The sequence below is a fragment of the Bradyrhizobium sp. 45 genome, from assembly GCF_023073155.1.
GTDB classification, from domain to species: domain Bacteria; phylum Pseudomonadota; class Alphaproteobacteria; order Rhizobiales; family Xanthobacteraceae; genus Bradyrhizobium; species Bradyrhizobium canariense_D.
The window spans coordinates 495,122-515,137 of the sequence record NZ_JADPIX010000122.1 but is presented as its reverse complement, the minus strand read 5'-3'; the positions used below and the strand labels follow the sequence as shown (position 1 = coordinate 515,137).

Genomic DNA, 20,016 nt, shown 5'->3' with positions numbered 1-20,016 from the left:
TGGGAGAAGGTGGCGCGAAGCGCCGGATGAGGGGTTCTATCGGCGAACGCAGCTGCAAGAGGATCGCTCGCGGAGACAACCCCTCACCCGTCTCGCCGCTACGCGGCGAGCCACCCTCGCCCACAAGGGGAGAGGGAAAAACTCAGAAACACGTCGTCCGTTCGGCCGCGATGTAACCCAACAACAGGCCTGCACCGAACAGCAGCACGAGGCCGGCGGCGGCGAATTCGATGCCGCGCATGAACAGCGCGCCGTTGCCGTCGCGTCCGGCGCTCAGGCGGGCGGCGATGTCCTTGGCGGAGACGGCGACCACGGCAATGACCGCGACGGTGATCGCGGTGCCGAGCCCCATCAGCAGAGTTGCGGCGATGCCGGCCCAGAACAGGCCTTGGGCCAACGCGAACACCAGCACCAGGATCGCGCCCGAACAGGGACGGATGCCGACGGTCAGGATCGCGGTAAAGCCGCGTCCCCAGCCTCCGAGGCCGGCGAGCTCGCTCGGCATGGGGCCGTGGGAATGGCCGCAATGCTCGTCATGGACGTGGTGATGCGCGTGGTGATGATGGGCGTGCGCATGATCGTGACGATGATGATCATGCGCATCATGATGGTGGTGACCGTGATCATGATGGTCATGCGGCACGCCCGCGATCGCCGACACCGGCTGAACCGCCTGCAGCGCACGGATGAAGGTGCGGCCCTTGACCCAGACCAGGCGCAGGCCGAAAAGCGCGATCAGGGCGTAGCTTGCGATCTCGATCGCGCCTTCCGCCTTGCACATGGTCCTGGCGGTCGCATTCAGCACCCAGGCCGAGATACCGACGATCAGGATCGCCACCAGCGACTGCATCAACGCGGATGCAAACGACAGCACGATGCCGCGCCTGACAGTCTCGCGATTGGCGACGAGATAGGAGGCGATCACCGCCTTGCCGTGGCCGGGCCCTGCGGCGTGGAAGATGCCGTAGGCAAAGGAGATGACGAGCAGCGTCCACACCGCCGAGCCGTCGGACTTGGCGGCGCGAATGGTCGCCGACATCTGGCGATAAAATTCCGATTGTTTTGCCAAGAGCCAGCCGATGAGGCCACTGGCCTCAGGCTCAGCCGCCCGCGCGGGTCTTGGTGCGCCAAACGGGTTCTGCGCGACGAGTTCGTGGAGGGCCGCGTCGGCCACGCCCGCAACCAGCAGAACGGCGGCACAGGTGAGCAGCCCACGTGCGAGCGGGGAGAGTTTCGACTTCAAGGGCAATCCACCGTGATCTTGTTGGCGAACATCATGCCGAAATTGGAGTTCTCGCCGTTCATGAAGGTCTGCTCGTTGAGCTTCTGCGCACTCGCGGTGCCGTCGCTCGGCCGCTCAAGTTTCATCTGGCAGCCGGCGGGCGCGCCGACCAGCTTGATCGGGTTGTCCTTGGCCATCTGGAAGTCAATGAAGAAGGAGCGGTCGAACACTTCGAGCATCAATTGCTTGGACCTGACCGGATTCTTCAGCGGCAGCGTGAAGTGCAGGGTCAGGACCGTATCCTTGTAGTCGAGGAAGTAGTCGACCGGCTCCTGGAATCGCTCCTTCTTGCCGTCGGCTCGCGCGAAGGTGAAGTAGGCATATTCCTTCAGCGACTCGACATTGGTCTGCGCCAGCGGTCCGAGCTCCTCGCGGGTATAGACGCCCTTGGTCTTGCTCTCGAGCCCCTGCACGGCATAGGCCGAGAACATGTCGTCAAACGTCCAGGCGTGGCGCACGCCGGTGATGGTGCCGTCCGCGGCATAGAGCAACTCGCTGGTCGCGGTGATCCAGACATGCGGGTGCGCCTGCGCCGCCCCGGCCACAAAGGTGAGGCCAGCGGCGAGCAGCAGCCCGAGCAGGGCGCGCACGCCCATCAGGCCGCCTTCGGGGCGTCAAGCAGACCTCGGCGACGCAGCAGCGCATCGGGCTCCGGCGGGCGGCCGCGGAAGGCCTCATAGGCGGCTTCCGGATCGACCGATCCGCCGCTCGAGTAGATGTCGTCGTGCAGGCGTTTTGCGACGGCGGGATCGAAGATGTCGCCGGCTTCCTCGAATGCGCCGAAGGCGTCGGCGTCCATCACCTCCGACCACATGTAGCTGTAATAGCCGGCGGCATAATGATCGCCGGTGAAGATGTGACCGAATTGCGTCGGACGGTGACGCAGCGAGATCTCCTCGGGCATGCCGATCTTCTCCAGCTCGCGTCTCTCGAAGGCGCGGACGTCCTGCGCGGCGGAGGCCGGCTGGGTGTGGAATTCGAGATCGATCAGCGCCGAGGAGACGAACTCGACCGTGGCGAAACCCTGGTTGAATTTTCGCGCGGCCAGGAACCGTTGCAGCAGATCGTCCGGCAGCGGCTCGCCGGTCTGGTAGTGGCGGGCAAACTTTTGCAGCACCTCGGGCCGCTCCTGCCAATGCTCGTACAGCTGGGAGGGCAATTCGACGAAGTCGGTGAACACGGAGGTGCCCGACAGCGACGGATAGGTCACGTTGGAGAGCATGCCGTGCAGGCCATGGCCGAACTCGTGGAACAGGGTGCGGGCATCGTCGGGCGACAGCAGCGAGGGTTCCCCGTCCGCGCCCTTGGAGAAGTTGCAGATGTTGAGGATCAGCGGCGCGACCTCGCCGTCGAGCTTCTGCTGGTCGCGCAGCGAGGTCATCCAGGCGCCGGAGCGCTTCGACGGCCGGGCGAAGTAATCGCCATAGAACAGCGCCTTGTGCTTGCCGTCCCGCCCCTTCATCTCCCAGACCCGGACGTCCGGATGCCAGACCGGCACGTTCTTGCGCTCCTCGAAAGTGACGCCGAACAGGCGCGTGGCACAGTCGAAGGCGGCGGCGATCATGTGATCGAGCGCGAGATACGGCTTGATCGCGGCGTCGTCGAAATTGGCGCGCTGAAGGCGCAGCTTTTCGGCATAGAAGCGCCAGTCCCAGGGGGCGAGCTTGAAATTGCCGCCCTCCTCCGTGATCAGCGCCTGCATGTCGTCGCGGTCGGCGAGCGCCCGCGCCCGGGCCGGCTTCCAGACCCGCTCCAGAAGGCCGCGCACCGCTTCCGGCGTCTTGGCCATGGAATCCTCGAGCCGGTAGGCCGCGAAGGTCGGATAACCCAGGAGATTGGCGCTCTCCTCGCGCAGCTTCAGGACCTCGACGATGGTCGCGTTGTTGTCGTTGGCATTGCCGTTGTCGCCCCGCGCGGTGAAGGCCTTGTAGACCTTCTCGCGCAGGTCACGCCGGGCCGAGCTCTTCAGGAACTGTTCGACCGAGGAGCGCGACAGGGTGACGATGGCCTTGCCGGCCATGCCGCGTTCTTCCGCCGCAGCCTTGGCGCTGGCGACAAAACTCTCCGGCAGGCCCTGGCGGTCGGCTTCGCCGAGCTCCATGAACCATTCCTGCTCGTCGCCGAGCAGATGATGACTGAAGCTGGTGCCGAGCTGGGCGAGTCTCTCGTTGATCTCCGCCATCCGCGTCTTGGCCTCTTCGGAGAGGCCGGCGCCGGAGCGGTGGAAGCGGGTGTAGGTGCGCTCGAGCAGGCGGAGCTGTTCCGGTGTCAGACCGAGATTGGCGCGGTTCTCGTGTAGCTGGGCAATGCGGCCAAACAGCACGGCGTTCATCATGATCGGATTCCAGTGCCGCGCCATCCGCAAGGAAACCTCCTTGTCGATCTCCAGAATGGCCGGGTTGGAATGCGCCGAGACGAGGTCGTAGAAGACCGACGCGACCTTGCTGAGCAGCTTGCCCGAGCGCTCCAGCGCCGTGATGGTGTTGGCGAAGTCGGGCGCGGTCGGGTCGTTGGTGATCGCTGCGATCTCGGCGGAGTGGTCGGCGAAGGCCTGCTCGAAGGCCGGGAGGAAGTGCTCCGGCTTGATTTCGTCGAAGGGCGGGGTCGCAAACGGCGTCACCCACGCCTTCAGCAGCGGGTTGGTCTCGGAGTCCGTAGTTTGGCGGGGTTCTGACATTACAAGTCCCGATTTGTGGCTCGATTGTTGCGGCCAGCTATAGCACGCGATAGGGCTTTTTTGGGCCGTTTGCCCTTGCTCCCGGCTGCCTTTTCGGTGAGATTGCGGCCCTCCAAGCCTAGGACCCCTGAGCTCATGAACGCGACCTCCTCGTCTTCCCGTCGGATCGTCTGGCCGAGCGTCATCACCGTCGTCAGCGCCGCCATCCTGATCGGCGCCGAGGTGTTCGGCGCGGCGTTTGCCGGCGGCTGGGCGCTCGCGATCCTGTTCGGGCTGGGCGAGCAAGGCACGCACATCCTTCAGGCCACGCTGTTTGCGCTCGGCGTGCTCGTGATGACGGCCTTCATCCGCGCCGCTCAACGCGTCGAGCCGTTCACGAAGCGCGGCTGAAGCGCGGACGCTCGCGAGTGACGCGCGCCGCGCAGAAAACTTAACGCGCGTTCATCTTTCGCGTCGCGCGCGCAACACTGCGCAAGCAGATGTTAGGCAATTCTGTTCGCAGCCTAAAAAATCTCTTGCGAAGCAGAGTCAAAACACTTATGTGCGGATTGCCCAATTTCGCACGTGCCTGTGGTCGTGTGTCAGTCGGTAGGTATCCGGACAAGAGGCCGGACAGCCGCCAAGGGGTGAAGAAGCCGAGGGGCTCTTCGGAAGTGTGGAAGTCGGAAGGCTCATCGCCGGAAGACGAAAGCAAACCCGGAGCGTCCAGCATCTCTCTCAAAGAGATGCCTTGTCGAAGGTGACTTTGCTCTTTGCAACCGTGACTGGCAGCCGGAGGCGAACCGGCGCACCCCGCTCTCAACGGGGGACGCGACTTAAAGCAACGACGGATCGGGCTTTTTTGGTCTCTACCGGCAGTCCAACGCCGGCGCGGGCTACTGAAAAGGCTTGTCCTTCATTGCCAGGTGTGCGGGCGGGAACATTCCCAACCAATCCACGGCAGCACAGTCTGATGTGAGTCTTTGGCTCGTCGCGCCTCCATCGCGCGATCTGGCCGGAGCGCTCTTATCCGACGTCATTTTTTGAACGGATCCCCGTCGCTGGGCCGTTTGGGAGAGTGCTATGACCGACCGTATCCAGGAATTCCTGCGCAACCGCCGCAGCGAGGGCCTCGACACCGAGCCGTGCCTCGTCGTCGACCTCGAAGTCGTGCGCGACAATTACCAGACCTTTGCCAAGGCGCTGCCCGACAGCCGCGTGTTCTATGCCGTCAAGGCGAACCCGGCGCCGGAAGTGCTGGCTTTGCTCGCCTCCATGGGCTCCTGCTTCGACACCGCGACGGTCGCCGAGATCGAGATGGCGCTGGCCGCCGGTGCGACGCCCGACCGCATCTCCTTCGGCAACACGATCAAGAAGGAGCGCGACATCGCGCGCGCCTTCGCGCTCGGCATTCGGCTGTTCGCGGTCGATTGCGCCGCCGAAGTCGAGAAGGTCGCCCGTGCCGCGCCCGGCGCAAAGGTGTTCTGCCGCATCCTCTATGACTGCGCCGGCGCCGAATGGCCGCTGTCGCGCAAGTTCGGCTGCGACCCGGAGATGGCCGTCGACGTGCTCGACGTTGCCAAGCGTCTGGGCCTGGAGCCGTGCGGCATCTCCTTCCATGTCGGCTCGCAGCAGCGCAAGGTGAAGGCGTGGGACCGTGCGCTGGCAATGGCCTCGCAGGTGTTCCGCGACTGCGCCGAGCGCGGCATCAACCTGACCATGGTCAACATGGGCGGCGGTTTCCCGACCAAGTACCTGAAGGACGTACCGCCGGTGGTGACCTACGGGCGCTCGATCTTCCGCGCGCTGCGCAAGCACTTCGGCAACCAGATTCCGGAGACCATCATCGAGCCGGGCCGCGGCATGGTGGGCAACGCCGGCATCATCGAGTCCGAAGTCGTGCTCATCTCGAAGAAGAGCGACGAGGACGAGGTGCGCTGGGTCTATCTGGACATCGGCAAGTTCGGCGGTCTCGCCGAGACCATGGACGAGTCGATCCGTTACGCCATCCGCACCCCGCATGACGGCGCGGACATGACGCCGTGCGTGCTCGCGGGCCCGACCTGTGACAGCGCCGACGTGCTGTACGAGAAGAACCCGTATCCGCTTCCGGTGACGCTCGAGATCGGCGACAAGCTGCTGATCGAAGGCACCGGGGCCTATACGTCGACCTACTCGGCGGTGGCTTTCAACGGCATCCCGCCGCTGAAAACCTACCACATCTGATCCGCCTCGCGTCTGAGGCCTGACGAACCCGGGAACCGGCTTGCCGGCTCCCTCCCTGACATTTCGATTTCTGACGACGCCTTGAACCGGCGTGCTTTGCGCACGTCAGTTTCAAGCGGGGACTGACGCGCCATGACTGCTCTTCGGAAGACACAAATTGACCCCACTTCGAAAGCCGCTCCGTTCGCGATCCGTGCGGAGCGTGCTGTCGACGTTGCGATGCGTGAAGCGCTGCTCGATGCGTCCTTTGGCGAGAACCGCCATGGCCGTACCTGTCAGCGCCTGCGTGACGGACGCGCCCCCGCTGCCGGCCTTGCGCTGGCCGCGATGCGCGAGGGGAAGCTCGTGGGAACCGTGCGGCTGTGGCACGTCAGCGCCGGAGGCAGGCCCGCTCTGGTCCTCGGACCGCTGGCGGTGGACCCTGCCTGCCGCGAGCTCGGGATCGGCGCCGCGCTGATGCAACAAGCGCTGGCTGCCGCCCGGGCGCGCGGGCATGCCGCCGTGATCCTGCTCGGCGATGCCCCCTATTACGCCCGCTTCGGCTTCTCGGCCGCCAACACCGGCGAGCTGTCGCTGCCCGGTCCGTTCGAGCGCGACCGCCTGCTGGCGATCGAATTCACGACAGGCGCGCTGGACGGCGCCGCCGGGATGATCGTCCCGACTGGTGCGGCCCTGCCCAAACGGAGGGTAGTTCGCGCCCTCCAGGCGCGCGCGGCTTAAGGGATCGCCATGATGGCGACGACCTAGCCGCGTTAAGCGGCAACGCCCGGCTGTGCCTGCGTTAAGCTCCATTCCTTTGGGGTTGCGCAGGCCGGCAAATTGCGTAAACCCCACGAAATTCCTCTTCAGTCGAGGCCTACGACCATGTCCCGCCGCCTGATTTCCACCGGCTCCCCGTTCGAGAAGACCGCCGGCTACAGCCGCGCCGTGATCGACGGCGAGTTCGCCTTCGTCGCGGGTACCACCGGCTACGACTACACCACCATGACGATGCCGGCCGATGTCACGAGCCAGTCACGCAACTGCTTCAAGACCATCGAAGCTGCCCTGAAGGAGGGCGGCTTCGAGATGGCCGACATTGTCCGCGTCACCTATTACCTCACCGACGCCAAGAACGCAGACGCGCATTTCGCGGTCTGCGGCGAAGTCCTCGGCGAGATCCGCCCGGCCGCCACGCTTCTCGTCGTCTCGGCGCTCTACAAGCCCGAGATGAAAGTCGAGATCGAAGCCACTGCCAAGCGCCGCAGCACCTGAGCCATCCCTCACCATTTGCTCGCCAGCACGTTCCGGAGAAACCATCCTATGAGCCCCGCCTCGCAGATCTACGCGAAGATCACTGGCCCCATCGTCATGGTCGGCTTCGGCTCCATCGGCAAAGGCACGCTGCCGCTGATCGAGCGGCATCTCGATTACGACAAATCGCGCATCACCGTGATCGATCCCAAGGACGAGGGTCGCAAGGCGCATTGCGAGAAGCACAATGTGCGCTTCATCCAGAAGGGTGTGACCAAGGACAATTACCGCGAGTTGCTGACCCCGCTGCTCACCGAAGGCGGCGGCCAGGGCTTTTGCGTCAATCTCTCGGTCGACACCGGCTCCACCGACATCATGGAGCTCTGCAACGAGCTCGGCGCTCTCTATATCGACACCGTCAACGAGCCCTGGCTCGGCTTCTATTTCGATTCGTCGAAGGGCCCGGAGGCGCGCTCCAACTACGCCCTTCGCGAAGCGACGCTGGCCGCCAAGAAGGCGCGCCCCGCGGGGTCGACGACGGCCGTCTCCTGCTGTGGCGCCAATCCCGGCATGGTCTCGTTTTTCGTCAAGCAGGCGTTGCTCAACGTCGCCGCCGATCTGAAGCTCAATGCCCCCAAGCCGAAGACCAAAGCCGAATGGGCGGACTTGATGCGACAGGCCGGTATCAAGGGCATCCATATCGCCGAACGCGACACCCAGCGCTCCAAGAAGCCGAAAGAGCCCGATGTCTTCGTCAACACCTGGTCGGTGGAAGGTTTCCTGTCGGAAGGCGTGCAGCCCTCCGAGCTCGGCTGGGGCACCCACGAAAAATGGATGCCCGAGAATGCGCGGACTCACGAAGCCGGCTGCGGCGCTGCCATCTATCTGATGCAGCCCGGCGCCAACACGCGCGTGCGCACCTGGTGCCCGACCCGCGGCGCGCAATATGGCTTCCTCGTCACCCACAACGAGTCGATCTCGATTGCCGACTATTTCACCGTGCGCGACGCATCGGGCACGGCGGTCTATCGGCCGACCTGCCACTACGCCTATCATCCGGCTGACGATGCCGTGCTGTCGCTGCATGAAATGTTCGGCCGCGCCGCGAAGATGCAGGAAAAGCACCACATCCTCGACGAGAACGAAATCGTCGACGGCATCGACGAACTCGGCGTGCTGCTGTTCGGCCATGACAACAATGCCTACTGGTACGGCTCGCAGCTCTCGATCGAAGAGACCCGCAAGCTCGCGCCCTATCAGAACGCCACCGGTCTGCAAGTGACCTCCGCCGTGCTCGGCGGCATGGTGTGGGCGCTAGAAAACCCGAACGAGGGCATCGTCGAAGCCGACGAGATGGATTTCGATCGTCTGCTGGAAATTCAGCTGCCGTATCTCGGCCCGGTGAAGGGTTTTTATACCGACTGGACGCCGCTGACGGATCGTCCGGGACTGTTCCCGGAGGACATCGACACGAGCGATCCCTGGCAGTTCCGGAATGTTCTGGTGCGGTGAGGCGGCGTCGCGCCACGGCCACTGCTGTCATGCCCCGCGACCCGGCTACGCCAAGGCTTAGCCGAGGTTGAGGTCCAGGCGCGCCGAAGCTTTAGCGTAAGCGGCAGGCGGGGCATCCAGTACGCCGCAGCATCTCCGTATCCACGCACAGCCTCTGGAATACTGGATCGTCCGCCTTCGCGGACGATGACAGCACCCGCGTAGATGCAGAACCTACTTCCTCTCGATCGGCGGCGCGATCTTCTCGGCTGGGGCTGGCGGCAATGCTGGTTTCGCCGCGCCGGCAGCGCCCTGCGTCTGCGGTTCGGGCCGCGCGGGCTCTGGGGCGGGCGTGGTCGGCCGGTCGCCGCCGGGCTTGGCTTCCGCGGGCTTATTCTGATCGTCGGACGGCGTGCCCTGAAGGGGTTGCGTCGCTTGGGCTGTCTGCATCCGGGTCTCGGCGCGGATTTGCGCCAGCGACATGCCTGACACCACGACGCCTGCCGCGAACAGCGAGCAGGCGACCATCAAGTCGAGCTTCAGTCTGCGCTTGTCATATTGGCCGGGCATGTCGATCACCGCCTTTGTCTGCGGGATCAACGAAATTGCCGCTCTGCGGTTCCCGCCCGTGGCGGCCGGAACTCGACGGCTGCGCGCCACATGGCCCCATCCACGGTCGGAACGATGACAGATTAAAGCTCGAGCAGGCCGCCATCACCATTTTCGTCGGCGAACGCCAACAGCGTCCCCTTCGCGTTCCAGGCGAGCGCGGCGACTGCGGGCGTGCCGTTGCGGCGGACGAGGATCTCGGCGCCGTCCTCCAGACGGACCATCAGCACGGTGCCGTCGCTGTAGCCGGCGGCGAAGATGTCGTTCCTGGGGTGGCAGGCGACGACCGACACGCGCGCCTGCAGCGGCGCGAGCATCGCTGGCTCCTTGCCCATCGGGCCATCCTTGCTAGCGAACGGCCACAGGATCACCGTGTCGGCGCCCGAGGTCGCCAGCGCCTTGCCGCCCGCGCTCCACGACATCGAGCGGACGCGGCTGGGATAGCCGGTCATGCGCATGTGCCTGTTGTCGGCAAGCCGCCAGCCGTGCAGCGCCGATTCGTGCATCGTGGTGACCAGGAATTTGTTGTCCGGGCTGAAGGTGACGCCGAGATGCGAGCCGGCCCAAGGCAGGAATTCGGCCGACCCCGCCATGTTGGGAAACCACAGCGTCGCGCCGTTGTAATGGGCGATCGCGAGACGCTGGCCCTTCGGCGCAAACGCGAGGCCGCCGACGGTCGAGGGCACCTCGAGCGACTTCTCCTCGCTCTTGCCGCTCTTGAAGAAAGCAGTCTTGCCAGCCGACCAGGCGTAGGCACCGTCCGGATGCAGCGCCACCGCATCGATCCAGCGCCGTTTCGGGTCGGTCGCAAGCAGCGTCACTTCGCCTTTGGCCTCGAGCGACACGACTTTTCCATCGTCGCCGCCCATCACGAGGCGCTTGCCGTCGGAGGCGGCCGAGAGAATGCCGCCGCTGTGCACGGCGATCTTGCTGATCTCACCCTGGCTATCCACGAGCGCGACATTCTCCTCGCCGCCGACGAAGGCGGCGCGGTTGCCAAGGAAATGCACGGAGGTCACGACCATGCCGAGCGCGAGCGGTTTGACGCGCTCGGTGACGGAGACGATCGAGGCGGAATCGGCGGGTGGCGTAAACTCTTTCATCACGAGACGATGCAGCTCTCAAAACCCTGGCGAATGAGGTCTTGCGGCAATTCGCGACCGATGAAGACGAGGCGGCTCTCGCGCGGCTCGCCGTCCTTCCATTTGCGCTGGTGGTTGCCCTCCAGCATCATGTGGACACCCTGAAAGACGTAGCGGTCATCATCGTCGTGGAAAGCAAGGATGCCCTTGGAGCGCAGGATCTTGCCGCCCTCCACCTGCACCAGGTTCTGAAGCCAGGGCATGAACACGTTCGGATCGAGCGGCTTGTCGGTCTTGAGTGACAGCGACTGCATGTCCTCGTCGTGATAGTGCTTCAGGCCGTGGCTGTGATCATGATTGTGATGATGGTCGTGATGGTGATGATCATGGTCGTGGTCATGATCCTCGGCATTCAGGAAGTCCGGCTCGATGTCGAGGATGCGGTCGAGGTCGAAAGCGCCGCGGTCGAGCACGTCCGCCAAAGCCACCGAGCAGCGCTCGGTGCGATGCAGTTTCGCATAGGGATTGATGGCGCGGATGCGGGCCTCGACCTCGGCAAGTTCTCCCTTGGAAACGAGATCGATCTTGTTCAGCACGATGACGTCGGCAAAGGCGATCTGGTTCTTGGCCTCAGGTGCATCCTTGAGGCGGTCGGATAGCCATTTGGCGTCCGCAACCGTGACCACCGCATCGAGGCGCGCGCTCTTCTGCACGTCCTCGTCGACGAAGAAGGTCTGGGCGACGGGGGCCGGATCGGCAAGACCGGTGGTCTCGACGATGATGGCGTCGAACTTGCCCTTGCGCTTCATCAGGCCTTCCATGATGCGCACGAGATCGCCGCGCACGGTGCAGCAGATGCAGCCGTTGTTCATTTCGAACACTTCCTCATCGGCACCGATGATGAGGTCGTTGTCGATGCCGATCTCGCCGAATTCGTTGACGATGACGGCGTATTTCTTGCCGTGGTTTTCCGACAGGATGCGGTTCAACAGCGTGGTCTTGCCCGCACCGAGATAGCCGGTCAGGACGGTCACGGGAATTTTTGGGGCGGTCGCTTCAGACATAACAACTCCGGACTTCGGGCTTTTCGCGCGACGCGAGGCGGGGTGGCCCCTGCCCTAGTGGTCAAGCGCACTGGTCAGGGCCTTTATATTGTGCCTGACCATATCAATGTAAGTGGGTGCAGGCCCCTTTTCGCCGGTCAAACCGTCCGAAATCAGGGTCCCGCCGACTTTTGAGCCGGTCTCCGCCGCGATCCGCCGGATCAGCCGGTCGTCGCTGATATTTTCCAGGAACACGGCTGGGATTTTTTGGGCCTTGATCTGGCCGATGATGGTGGCGATGTCCCGCGCGCTGGGCTCGGTTTCCGTGGAGACGCCGAGCGGCGCGATGAACTGGACGCCGTATTCGGCGGCGAAATAGCCGAAAGCGTCATGGGTCGAAATCACCTTGCGACGCTCCTGCGGGATCTTGGCCACGGCTGCGCGGACCTCGCGGTCGAGCGTTTCGAGCTTTTCCAAATAGGCCTTGGCCCGGGCGCGGAAGAACTCCGCATCGTCAGGGTCGACCGCGGCCAGCGCATTGGCGATGTCGGTGACGTAGATTTTGGCGTTGGGGACCGACTGCCAGCCATGCGGATCTGCGGCCGAGCCGAGCTTGAGCGGCGCGATGCCGGCGCTCACGATAACCACCTGCGCCTTGCTGCCCGAGGACTGCACGAGCCGTGGCAGCCAGCCCTCGAGACCAAGCCCGTTGACGATGACCAGCTTTGCGTCCGCGATCCGCTTCGCATCGCTTGGCGCGGGCGCGTAGACATGGACGTCGCTGTCGGCCCCGACCAACGTCGTCAGATTGATCCGGTCGCCGCCGACATTACGGACGAAGTCGGCCAGGATCGAGAAGCTCGCGACGACTTTCAGTTGCTCAGCGGCGTGCAGCGGCGAGGCGATCAGCATAAGCACACAAAGCAGGATGCGCCGCATCGCTATCACGCTTCCAAATGCCGGCCGGGAAACAGCTGCCTAACGACGCCGCCGACCCGGCCGAACAGGACGGAGACGGTGTAGAGCGCGCTTGCCACCAGAATGATCGCAGGACCCGACGGCACACGGGTCTGGAACGACAGCACGAGACCTGCATAGCCGGACACGGCGGCAGCGACGACCGCGATGCAGATCATGACGGTGAGATCGCGCGACCAGAACCGCGCGATGCCGGCCGGCAGGATCATCAGGCCGACCGCGAGCAGCGTGCCGAGCGCCTGAAAGCCGTTGACGAGGTTGATCACGACCAGCGCGAGGAAAGCGAGATGCGCAGGCCCGCCGGCCCGGCTGACGGTGCGCAAAAACAGCGGATCGACGCTTTCGATCACCAGCGGACGGTAGATCACGGCGAGCACCAGCAGCGTGACCGTGGCGTTGAATGCGACGACCAGCAGCGTCTGGTCGTCCATCGCGAGAATATTGCCGAACAGCACGTGCAGCAGGTCGATATTGGTGCCCTTGATCGAGACGATGGTGACGCCGAGCGCCAGCGAGGCCAGATAGAAGGTCGCGAGCGAGGCATCCTCCTTCAACCCGGTCGAGCGCGCGACGAGGCCTGCGAGGATTGCGACGGCAAAACCTGCGATCAGGCCTCCGGCCGTCATCGCGAACAGATTGAGGCCGGAGAGCAGGAAACCGACAGCGGCGCCGGGGAGGATTGCATGTGCCATGGCGTCGCCGACCAGGCTCATCCGCCGCAACATCAGGAACACGCCGATCGGCGCACCCGCGAGCGACAGCGCGATAACGGCCGCGAGCGCACGTCGCATGAACTCGAATTCGGTGAACGGGCCGATCAACGCGTCATAGAGCATCGGATATCAAGCCGCCCGTGAGCGGGCATCATCGGCCGAGCAGGTGGCGGCGCTGTCGTCGAAGGCTTCGCACATCCGCATTGCGACCAGCAGGTTTTCCGGCGTCAGCACCTCCGCCGTCGGCCCCCACACCACGGGACCGCGCGCCAGCACCAGCGTCTCGCTGAAATGGGTGCGCACCATCTCCATGTCGTGCAGTGCGGCGAGCACTGTGCGGCCCTCGCCATGCCAGTGCTTCACCAGCGTCAGCAGATCAGCCGTGGTCTTGCTGTCGATGGCGTTGAAGGGCTCGTCCAGCACGATCAGCCGCGCGTCCTGGAGCAGTACGCGCGCGAACAGCACGCGCTGCATCTGGCCGCCCGAGAGCGTGCCGATTGGGCGGTTTTCGAAACCGTTGAGGCCAACGGAAGCGATCGCGCGGAGGATCTTTTCGCGCGCCGCCTTGCCGATGCCGCCGAACAGGCCGGTCCCACGCCACAGCCCGGTGGCGACGAAGTCCAGCACCGAGATCGGGAAGCTGCGGTCGATCTCCGCACTCTGCGGCAGATAGGCGATATCGCGGCTGTCGAGCCCGCCGAGATGGATGCTGCCGTCGAGCGGCCTGAGGATGCCGACGATGCCCCGCAGCAGCGTCGACTTGCCGGCGCCGTTCGGGCCGATCACGGCCAGCAGCGCGCCCGGCGCGACCTCCCCATTGAGGTGGTGCACGGCCGGATGGCGGTCATAGCCGAGCGTAACGTTGTGGAAATGCAGCGCCGCCATGGTCACCTCATCGCCAGGAAGACCACGCCCCAAAGCACGGCGCAGACCGCGAGCGCGGCCGCGAGACGGGCGGCCATCGTCATGCGCAGGATCGACCAGTGCGCCGCCTGAGCCGGATGCGGAGAGGCCGCACCGTGGACATGTGCGTGGGTGTGATCGTGTCCATGCGAATGCCCGTCGTCATGGGAATGGCTATGAGCATGATCGCTATGATGGGCTTGGGACGCGGCGGGAACCATTCCTGGATGTTATATTATAACATTACAGCTGTCCATGCCGGGCTCAGGGTTTGCCGATCAGCATGGCGATGGCGGCGGCGACGAACGGGAACGGCACCGAAACCGCGCAGCGGAACCAGACGAAACGGGCCGGCATGAACGGAATTTCCCACAAAATCACCCGTTGGAAGGCAAATAGCGCCCAAGCGACGACATAGGCGACCACCTGCGGCACCCCACCACCCGATTTCAGGGCCACCGTCCCGATCGAGAACCCGATCACCGGGCCACCGGGCGTCGCGGCCCCGGCGACCACGGCAGTCGCGACCCCGAGCCAGCCGCTGTCCGGGCCGAGCCAGCCGCTGATCACCTCCTGTGGGATGATAGCGGCGATGTAGCCGGAGCCGATCACCCCCAGCGCGATCCGCGGCACGATGTTGATGAAGTCCATCGAGCCTTCGCGCAGCGAGGCCTTGAACACTGGTGGGCCGCGGCGAAAGGCGATCAGGCCGACGCCGAACACCGAACCCCACAACAGGATGTCGATCAGGAGCGCGGCGCTCATGTCTCGTCGTCCTTCATGGCCGGCTTCGGATAAAGCCGGACATAGACGAAGCGGCCGAGCGCGCCTGCGAGCACCGGCAACGGCAGCGAGATGACGATGCGCCACAGCGTGAAGTCGGTGCCCATAATCGGGATTTCCCAGGCGACCGCCCGGCCATAGCCGATCAAGGTCCAACTCACGACCATGGCGATGGTGGCACCGAAATCGGCGCCGACCGCCAGCAGCGCACTCGCCACGGGATAGGCGGTGAAGGGACCGCCGGGCAGGATCGCGCCGAAGGCGGTGCCGATCAGAAGGCCTTTCAGGCCCGATTTCGGCCCGAGCGCGCGCGAGACTTTTTCGTGCGGCAGGATCTCGGAGATGAACGCACCGAGCAGGCAGCCGGCCAGCACGCGGGGCAGGATGCCGCCGAACAGCGAGAGATCGTGGGTCAGTATCTCGAGAACACCGTCGGTGCCATCACGCCGCCAGACCAGACCTGCGCTCACCGCCACAAGGGCTGCGATGATGATGGTCGACCAGCCGATCGGCTTGCGCACGCGACCCGGCCGCGGCTCGGATTCCGCGTCCTCGGCGGATGCCGGGTCTTTCGAGGAAGGATCTGACAACGGGCGCGTTCGGCTCGAGGGCGATGCCCGTCCTGCTTAAGGGCGCCGCAGATGCGATGCAAACAGTACGATGACGGGAGCGATGCGCACCTCGCGCAGGGCCATGCGAGGCGAAGTGCGAATTCCGCACAACAAAAAGGCGGCCGCGCCTCGACCGCCTTTCAATTCCGTCATTCCGGAGCGGCAAAGCCGGCCCCGGAATGCGTGAAGCCCAGGCCTCGTCGAACTCAGGCCTTGTCGAACAGCGACTCGACGTATTCCCAGTTCACGAGGTTCTCGACAAACGCCTTCAGATAGTCGGGACGGCGGTTGCGGTAGTCGATGTAGTAGGAGTGCTCCCAGACGTCGCAGCCGAGGATCGGGGTGGCGCCGTGCACCAGCGGATTCTCGCCGTTCGGGGTCTTGGAAATCTCGAGCTTGCCGTTCTTGACCTGGAGCCAGCACCAGCCGGAGCCGAACTGGCCGACGCCGGCCGCCTGGAAGTCCGTCTTGAACTTCTCGAAGCCGCCGAGGTCCTCGTTGATCTTCTTCTCGATCTTGCCCGGCAGCTTGGTGCCGCCGCCATTGGGCTTCATCCAGCTCCAGAAATGGATGTGGTTGTAGTGCTGGCCGGCATTGTTGAACACCGCGGGGTTCTTGCCGAACGAGCCCTTGACGATCTCCTCAAGGGACTTGCCTTCCCATTCGGTGCCCTTGAGCGCGTTGTTGCCGTTGGTGACATAGGCCTGATGATGCTTGTCGTGGTGGAATTCGAGCGTTTCCTTCGACATGAATTGTCCGAGGGCGTCATAGGCGTAGGGGAGTGGGGGCAGCGTAAAGGTCATGGGTGTTGTCCGCGACTGATGGGGGAACGAGACTTAACGGTCACCCCTTATAGAAGGTTCCGCGGCTGTTAAATACCGTGAATTTTCCAAAAGGCATGGTGCGGCGGCTTGGCCGGATTGCATAAAATCGTCGCAAGGATGTAGGGCGTTTCAACCAGGCCATAAAATATCATTGCCTTTGAGGTGCTTATGGCAGAACGAAACGCACCGACGGCGCGGAGATGCGAAGGTGAGAGCGATGAGCATCGAGATCGACATTTTGAACGGCGACGCCTCCTGGCGGATGGCGGAGCCACTGCACCAGGCGGTCTTCGGACCTGATATCGTCGCGAAGCAGCCCTGGGCTCACGTCAAATGGGCCAATGCCGACCTGCGCGTCCTCATCGAGACGCCCGAGGATGGTCTCGTCTGCCACGTCGGCATCTACTTCCGCACCGTCACTTGGAATGGGCAGAAGGTTCACATCGGCGGCATCGGCGGCGTCTGCACGCGGGAGGATCGGCGCGGCCGCGGCTATGCGACCATGGCGATCGATGCCGCGGTGCATACCATGCGCGCCAACGAGGCGGTCCGCTTCGCGCTGCTGTTCTGCGAGCCGCACAATGTCGCGTTCTACGAAGCCCGCAGCTGGCTCCCCTTCAAGGGCGAGGTCTATTGCGAGCAGCCGGAGGGGCGGATCCGCTTCACTCACATGGCGCCCTATGTCTGCAACATCGTCAGCGCGCCGACACTCGGCACTATCGACCTCTGCGGCCTGCCCTGGTGAGCCCTGCGTGAGGCGCGGCTGGTGCCGGGGCTGCCCGCCATATAATATGTCGATCATCATCCAATATTCCGCGCGGTGACACATGACGATCGACGCCTCGATAGACGCCGTGCCGCTGCCTGCCCCGGTCGCCTCCCCCATCGCCGGCTTGCTGACGGCCCCGATCCTGCCGACGCTGCTGCGGCTCGCGATCCCCAACATGATCGCGATGGTGGGCAGCACGCTGGTCGCGGTCGCCGAGACCTCCTATATCGGCCGGCTCGGCACCATTCCGCTCGCCGCGATCGCGCTGGTGTTCCCATTCGCCATGCTGACGCAGATGATGAGCGCAGGCGCGATGGGCGGCGGCGTCTCGTCTGCGATCAGCCGCGCGCTCGGCGCAGGCGACCGGAACCGTGCGGCGACGCTGGCGCTGCATGCCGCCATCATCGGCCTCTGCGGCGGGCTTTTCTTCACGGTGACGATGCTCGTCTTCGGCCGCTCGTTCTTCGCGCTGCTGGGCGGGCGCGAGCGTGTGCTCGAGGAAGCCAGCGGCTATTCGCAAATGCTGTTCTCCGGCGCGGTCGCGATCTGGCTCGTCAACACGTTGGCGTCGGTGATCCGCGGCACCGGCGACATGCGTCTGCCCTCGATGGCGCTGATCGGGACGAGCGTGCTCCAGATCGCGCTCGGCGGCACGCTGGGGCTCGGCCTGTTCGGCGTGCCGCAATTCGGCATGCCCGGAGTGGCCGCCGGTCAGTTGATCGCATTCACCTGCGCTGCGATCTTCTTCCTCTGGTACCTCTGGTCCGGCCGCAGCCGGCTGCCGCTGGATTTCGGCGCCTTCCATTTCGATCGCGCGTTGTTCTTCGACATCCTCAAGGTCGGCGCGGTCGCCTGCCTGTCGCCGCTCCAGACCGTGCTCACCATTTTGATCTTCACCAAGATCCTGGCGACCTTCGGCACCGAGATGCTCGCCGGTTACGGCATCGGCTCGCGACTGGAATTCTTGCTGATCCCGATCACCTTCGCCTTCGGCATCGCATCGGTGCCGATGGTCGGCATGGCGATGGGCGCCGGACAGGTGAAGCGCGCGCGGCGCGTGGCCTGGACCGCGGCCGGGGCCTCGGGACTTACCGTCGGCCTGATCGGCCTCATCATCGCGCTCGATCCATCCCTGTGGGTTTCGCTCTTCACCAGGGATCCCGGCGTTGCCGCCGCCGCGCACAGCTACTTCCACTGGGCAGGCCCAACCTTCGTGTTCTTCGGCGTGGGCGTGTCGCTGTATTTCTCCTCGCAAGGCGCGGCGCGGGTCGGCGGTGCCGTGCTCGCCTCCACCGCACGGCTTCTGATCGTCGCGATCGGCGGCGGCGGCCTCATGATGGTGCAGGCTCCGGCCTGGACCCTGTTCGCGCTGGTCGGCGGCGCCATGGCGGTATTCGGGCTGTCGACCGCGGCCTCGGTCGCCTTCGTGCGCTGGGTCAAATAAGCGCAGGTCATTGCACGCAGGCAAATAAACGCGGGAATGTGATTCCATCCGGATTCGCTGCGGGTCGAAGGCTGCGTCGGCGCGCTCTGCGGCGGCGAAACCTGGACGCGGGCGGGGCGCTAGCGCTTCACGCCGTCATCGCCTTCAGCGCCGTCGCCGCCGAGGCGTAGCCGCCCCGCGCGCCGTCGATAAAATGGACGTGATCGCTGCGCAACGCCGACGGGGTGAAGCAGGTCATCATCGCAGCGTCCTGCTGATAGAGGCCGTAACGCACGATGCCGTCGCGCGCGGCAATCGCGAGGCGATCGCTGAGGGCGCGTTCGAGCTCCGGCGTACAGTCGAGGATCATGCGCAGGCCGTCGTCATATTTTCGGAAGTCGGAGTTCTCCACGACCTGCCGTGTATAGAGCTTCGGCACGAAGCCGCCGACCTTGAGATCGAAGCGCATGATCAGATAGACGAAAAGGGTGTAGGCCAGCACGCTGGCGCGGCGTGCGAGCAACGGACCTCCGCGCTTGGTGCGCGCCTCATATTCCAGCCCTTGCGGCGGCCATGTCAGCGGCGGCCCTTGTGGCGGCACGGGACGACCGGCATCCGGGCTGCGCTCGACGAGATGGATGATGTCCTCGATCACGTTGCGGAATGCCGAGGGATCGGCGCCTTGGGCCGGCATGACCAGCACGGACAGGATCAGGCCGCGCGCAGCCGGAATCACCTCGAAGCGGCAGGACAGGCCGGAGAGATCGGGCTGCGTCCCCGCGGGCGCTTCGGTGATCGCAAACTCGCCGCGCTTCATCGCTGCGTCCGCCCAGGCGAGCCCGCCGCCAGAAAACATCGCATAGGACAAATTGGCCGACGGTCCGAAGCGCGCGACGCGCACGTCTAGGCCATGCGCGCGAATGGCGCTCACCGGCACCAGCGCGACGCGCATCCGCAAGTCGAGATCTTCCCGCACCCAGGTCGCGGTCGCAGCCAAAGCCTCGCGGGCCAGTTCGAGATCATTAGGCGCGACCGCAAAACTCGCGCCGTCGCCGCCGAACACGAAGGGAAATTCGCGTCCCTCCAATGCATTCGTCACGGCTGCGATCACGGCGGCACCGGCCATGTTCACCGCCTTGTAGCGCTGCGCCGCGATGGCCTTGGTCGAATCCACGATGTCGGCAACGCCGACGCTCCAGTCGTCGGGCAGCGGCGAATACAAAGCGGGGTCCATCAGACTGGTGAAGCCGCGAAAGACCGGAATGCCGCTATAGAACGCTGATGTCATCGGATGATGCCGGATGGTTGGGACGCACGTCCAAAGGGACATACGTAGAAGAATCGATTCGGTTCGCCAGGCGCGCGCCCTTGCAACCATTGGCCGAAATGG

General features: G+C 64.6%; 21 protein-coding genes and 1 pseudogene. 8 read left to right on the top strand and 14 right to left on the bottom strand.

The features are described 5' to 3' along the window. Positions 1-142: 142 nt before the first annotated feature. From IVB42_RS22785 to IVB42_RS22775, 3 genes are read right to left on the bottom strand one after another with little or no spacing between them, the layout of a single operon-like run. On the bottom strand, positions 143-1,243 hold the full coding sequence (locus IVB42_RS22785; RefSeq protein ID WP_018453325.1) for a nickel/cobalt transporter: 1,101 nt from the start codon (positions 1,241-1,243) through the stop codon (positions 143-145). Next, positions 1,240-1,878 (bottom strand): DUF1007 family protein, encoded by a 639-nt coding sequence (locus tag IVB42_RS22780; RefSeq protein ID WP_247299312.1) that lies wholly within the window; start codon positions 1,876-1,878, stop codon positions 1,240-1,242. The genes IVB42_RS22785 and IVB42_RS22780 overlap by 4 nt, the downstream gene beginning before the upstream one ends. Beyond that, positions 1,878-3,959, bottom strand: a complete 2,082-nt coding sequence (locus tag IVB42_RS22775; RefSeq protein ID WP_018453323.1) for a M3 family metallopeptidase — start codon at positions 3,957-3,959, stop codon at positions 1,878-1,880. Before IVB42_RS22775 ends, IVB42_RS22780 begins: the two co-directional genes overlap by 1 nt. A gap of 135 nt (positions 3,960-4,094) precedes the next feature. Here IVB42_RS22775 and IVB42_RS22770 point away from each other — a divergent pair, with 135 nt between their 5' ends. The 5 genes from IVB42_RS22770 to IVB42_RS22750 all read left to right on the top strand — a co-directional run bounded on the left by IVB42_RS22770 (position 4,095) and on the right by IVB42_RS22750 (position 8,909). Beyond that, positions 4,095-4,349 (top strand): hypothetical protein, encoded by a 255-nt coding sequence (locus tag IVB42_RS22770; protein ID WP_018453322.1) that lies wholly within the window; start codon positions 4,095-4,097, stop codon positions 4,347-4,349. Positions 4,350-5,021: 672 nt separating this feature from the next. Beyond that, on the top strand, positions 5,022-6,164 hold the full coding sequence (locus IVB42_RS22765; RefSeq protein WP_018453321.1) for a type III PLP-dependent enzyme: 1,143 nt from the start codon (positions 5,022-5,024) through the stop codon (positions 6,162-6,164). Between the two features lie 132 nt (positions 6,165-6,296). Continuing rightward, positions 6,297-6,884 (top strand): N-acetyltransferase, encoded by a 588-nt coding sequence (locus tag IVB42_RS22760; RefSeq protein WP_026232510.1) that lies wholly within the window; start codon positions 6,297-6,299, stop codon positions 6,882-6,884. A gap of 144 nt (positions 6,885-7,028) precedes the next feature. Continuing rightward, on the top strand, positions 7,029-7,418 hold the full coding sequence (locus tag IVB42_RS22755) for a RidA family protein (protein ID WP_018453319.1): 390 nt from the start codon (positions 7,029-7,031) through the stop codon (positions 7,416-7,418). A 48-nt stretch (positions 7,419-7,466) separates the two neighbouring features. Further along, positions 7,467-8,909: a homospermidine synthase gene (locus IVB42_RS22750; protein ID WP_018453318.1), complete on the top strand. Its 1,443-nt coding sequence runs from the start codon at positions 7,467-7,469 to the stop codon at positions 8,907-8,909. Between the two features lie 213 nt (positions 8,910-9,122). Here the strand turns inward: IVB42_RS22750 and IVB42_RS22745 are convergent, their stop codons facing one another. The 10 genes from IVB42_RS22745 to IVB42_RS22700 all read right to left on the bottom strand — a co-directional run bounded on the left by IVB42_RS22745 (position 9,123) and on the right by IVB42_RS22700 (position 16,413). Continuing rightward, entirely contained in the window at positions 9,123-9,458 is a 336-nt protein-coding gene (locus IVB42_RS22745) for a hypothetical protein (RefSeq protein WP_026232509.1), read from the bottom strand. Between the two features lie 122 nt (positions 9,459-9,580). Further along, a complete protein-coding gene (locus IVB42_RS22740) occupies positions 9,581-10,600 on the bottom strand; it encodes a WD40 repeat domain-containing protein (protein WP_018453316.1) in 1,020 nt (339 codons plus the stop codon). Continuing rightward, on the bottom strand, positions 10,600-11,643 hold the full coding sequence (locus IVB42_RS22735) for a GTP-binding protein (protein WP_026232508.1): 1,044 nt from the start codon (positions 11,641-11,643) through the stop codon (positions 10,600-10,602). The genes IVB42_RS22740 and IVB42_RS22735 overlap by 1 nt, the downstream gene beginning before the upstream one ends. 54 nt (positions 11,644-11,697) lie before the next feature. Then, entirely contained in the window at positions 11,698-12,561 is an 864-nt protein-coding gene (locus IVB42_RS22730; protein ID WP_018453314.1) for a metal ABC transporter substrate-binding protein, read from the bottom strand. 5 nt (positions 12,562-12,566) lie between these two features. Beyond that, positions 12,567-13,436, bottom strand: a complete 870-nt coding sequence (locus IVB42_RS22725) for a metal ABC transporter permease (protein WP_007597190.1) — start codon at positions 13,434-13,436, stop codon at positions 12,567-12,569. A 6-nt stretch (positions 13,437-13,442) separates the two neighbouring features. Continuing rightward, on the bottom strand, positions 13,443-14,198 hold the full coding sequence (locus IVB42_RS22720) for an ABC transporter ATP-binding protein (protein WP_018453313.1): 756 nt from the start codon (positions 14,196-14,198) through the stop codon (positions 13,443-13,445). Between the two features lie 2 nt (positions 14,199-14,200). Continuing rightward, the gene (locus IVB42_RS22715) at positions 14,201-14,437 is read right to left on the bottom strand and encodes a hypothetical protein (RefSeq protein WP_039798633.1); all 237 of its coding nucleotides are present in this window, start codon (positions 14,435-14,437) and stop codon (positions 14,201-14,203) included. Positions 14,438-14,480: 43 nt separating this feature from the next. Next, entirely contained in the window at positions 14,481-14,981 is a 501-nt protein-coding gene (locus tag IVB42_RS22710; protein ID WP_018453311.1) for a hypothetical protein, read from the bottom strand. Continuing rightward, on the bottom strand, positions 14,978-15,589 hold the full coding sequence (locus tag IVB42_RS22705) for a permease (protein WP_018453310.1): 612 nt from the start codon (positions 15,587-15,589) through the stop codon (positions 14,978-14,980). Before IVB42_RS22705 ends, IVB42_RS22710 begins: the two co-directional genes overlap by 4 nt. Positions 15,590-15,816: 227 nt before the next feature. Beyond that, positions 15,817-16,413 (bottom strand): superoxide dismutase, encoded by a 597-nt coding sequence (locus IVB42_RS22700; protein ID WP_007597204.1) that lies wholly within the window; start codon positions 16,411-16,413, stop codon positions 15,817-15,819. Between the two features lie 238 nt (positions 16,414-16,651). Here IVB42_RS22700 and IVB42_RS22695 point away from each other — a divergent pair, with 238 nt between their 5' ends. The 3 genes and pseudogenes from IVB42_RS22695 to IVB42_RS22685 form a co-directional block, all read left to right on the top strand. Then, the gene (locus IVB42_RS22695) at positions 16,652-17,179 is read left to right on the top strand and encodes a GNAT family N-acetyltransferase (RefSeq protein ID WP_018453309.1); all 528 of its coding nucleotides are present in this window, start codon (positions 16,652-16,654) and stop codon (positions 17,177-17,179) included. A gap of 82 nt (positions 17,180-17,261) precedes the next feature. Continuing rightward, positions 17,262-18,647, top strand: a complete 1,386-nt coding sequence (locus IVB42_RS22690) for an MATE family efflux transporter (protein ID WP_018453308.1) — start codon at positions 17,262-17,264, stop codon at positions 18,645-18,647. Between the two features lie 51 nt (positions 18,648-18,698). Beyond that, positions 18,699-18,770: pseudogene (locus tag IVB42_RS22685) on the top strand (DUF2147 domain-containing protein); the annotation flags it as partial. Between the two features lie 4 nt (positions 18,771-18,774). Here IVB42_RS22685 and IVB42_RS22680 read toward each other — a convergent pair. Further along, positions 18,775-19,914: a DUF3095 domain-containing protein gene (locus IVB42_RS22680; RefSeq protein ID WP_018453307.1), complete on the bottom strand. Its 1,140-nt coding sequence runs from the start codon at positions 19,912-19,914 to the stop codon at positions 18,775-18,777. Between the last annotated feature and the right edge of the window lie 102 nt (positions 19,915-20,016).

Coding starts and splice junctions, on each gene's coding strand:
- IVB42_RS22750 (WP_018453318.1), top strand. CDS start 7,467: ATGAGCCCCGCCTCGCAGATCTACGCGAAGATCACTGGCCCCATCGTC.
- IVB42_RS22695 (WP_018453309.1), top strand. CDS start 16,652: ATGAGCATCGAGATCGACATTTTGAACGGCGACGCCTCCTGGCGGATG.
- IVB42_RS22690 (WP_018453308.1), top strand. CDS start 17,262: ATGACGATCGACGCCTCGATAGACGCCGTGCCGCTGCCTGCCCCGGTC.
- IVB42_RS22730 (WP_018453314.1), bottom strand. CDS start 12,561: ATGCGGCGCATCCTGCTTTGTGTGCTTATGCTGATCGCCTCGCCGCTG.
- IVB42_RS22725 (WP_007597190.1), bottom strand. CDS start 13,436: ATGCTCTATGACGCGTTGATCGGCCCGTTCACCGAATTCGAGTTCATG.
- IVB42_RS22680 (WP_018453307.1), bottom strand. CDS start 19,914: ATGACATCAGCGTTCTATAGCGGCATTCCGGTCTTTCGCGGCTTCACC.
- IVB42_RS22745 (WP_026232509.1), bottom strand. CDS start 9,458: ATGCCCGGCCAATATGACAAGCGCAGACTGAAGCTCGACTTGATGGTC.
- IVB42_RS22715 (WP_039798633.1), bottom strand. CDS start 14,437: ATGGTTCCCGCCGCGTCCCAAGCCCATCATAGCGATCATGCTCATAGC.
- IVB42_RS22760 (WP_026232510.1), top strand. CDS start 6,297: ATGACTGCTCTTCGGAAGACACAAATTGACCCCACTTCGAAAGCCGCT.
- IVB42_RS22765 (WP_018453321.1), top strand. CDS start 5,022: ATGACCGACCGTATCCAGGAATTCCTGCGCAACCGCCGCAGCGAGGGC.
- IVB42_RS22735 (WP_026232508.1), bottom strand. CDS start 11,643: ATGTCTGAAGCGACCGCCCCAAAAATTCCCGTGACCGTCCTGACCGGC.
- IVB42_RS22775 (WP_018453323.1), bottom strand. CDS start 3,959: ATGTCAGAACCCCGCCAAACTACGGACTCCGAGACCAACCCGCTGCTG.
- IVB42_RS22780 (WP_247299312.1), bottom strand. CDS start 1,878: ATGGGCGTGCGCGCCCTGCTCGGGCTGCTGCTCGCCGCTGGCCTCACC.
- IVB42_RS22740 (WP_018453316.1), bottom strand. CDS start 10,600: ATGAAAGAGTTTACGCCACCCGCCGATTCCGCCTCGATCGTCTCCGTC.
- IVB42_RS22720 (WP_018453313.1), bottom strand. CDS start 14,198: ATGGCGGCGCTGCATTTCCACAACGTTACGCTCGGCTATGACCGCCAT.
- IVB42_RS22755 (WP_018453319.1), top strand. CDS start 7,029: ATGTCCCGCCGCCTGATTTCCACCGGCTCCCCGTTCGAGAAGACCGCC.
- IVB42_RS22770 (WP_018453322.1), top strand. CDS start 4,095: ATGAACGCGACCTCCTCGTCTTCCCGTCGGATCGTCTGGCCGAGCGTC.
- IVB42_RS22700 (WP_007597204.1), bottom strand. CDS start 16,413: ATGACCTTTACGCTGCCCCCACTCCCCTACGCCTATGACGCCCTCGGA.
- IVB42_RS22710 (WP_018453311.1), bottom strand. CDS start 14,981: ATGAGCGCCGCGCTCCTGATCGACATCCTGTTGTGGGGTTCGGTGTTC.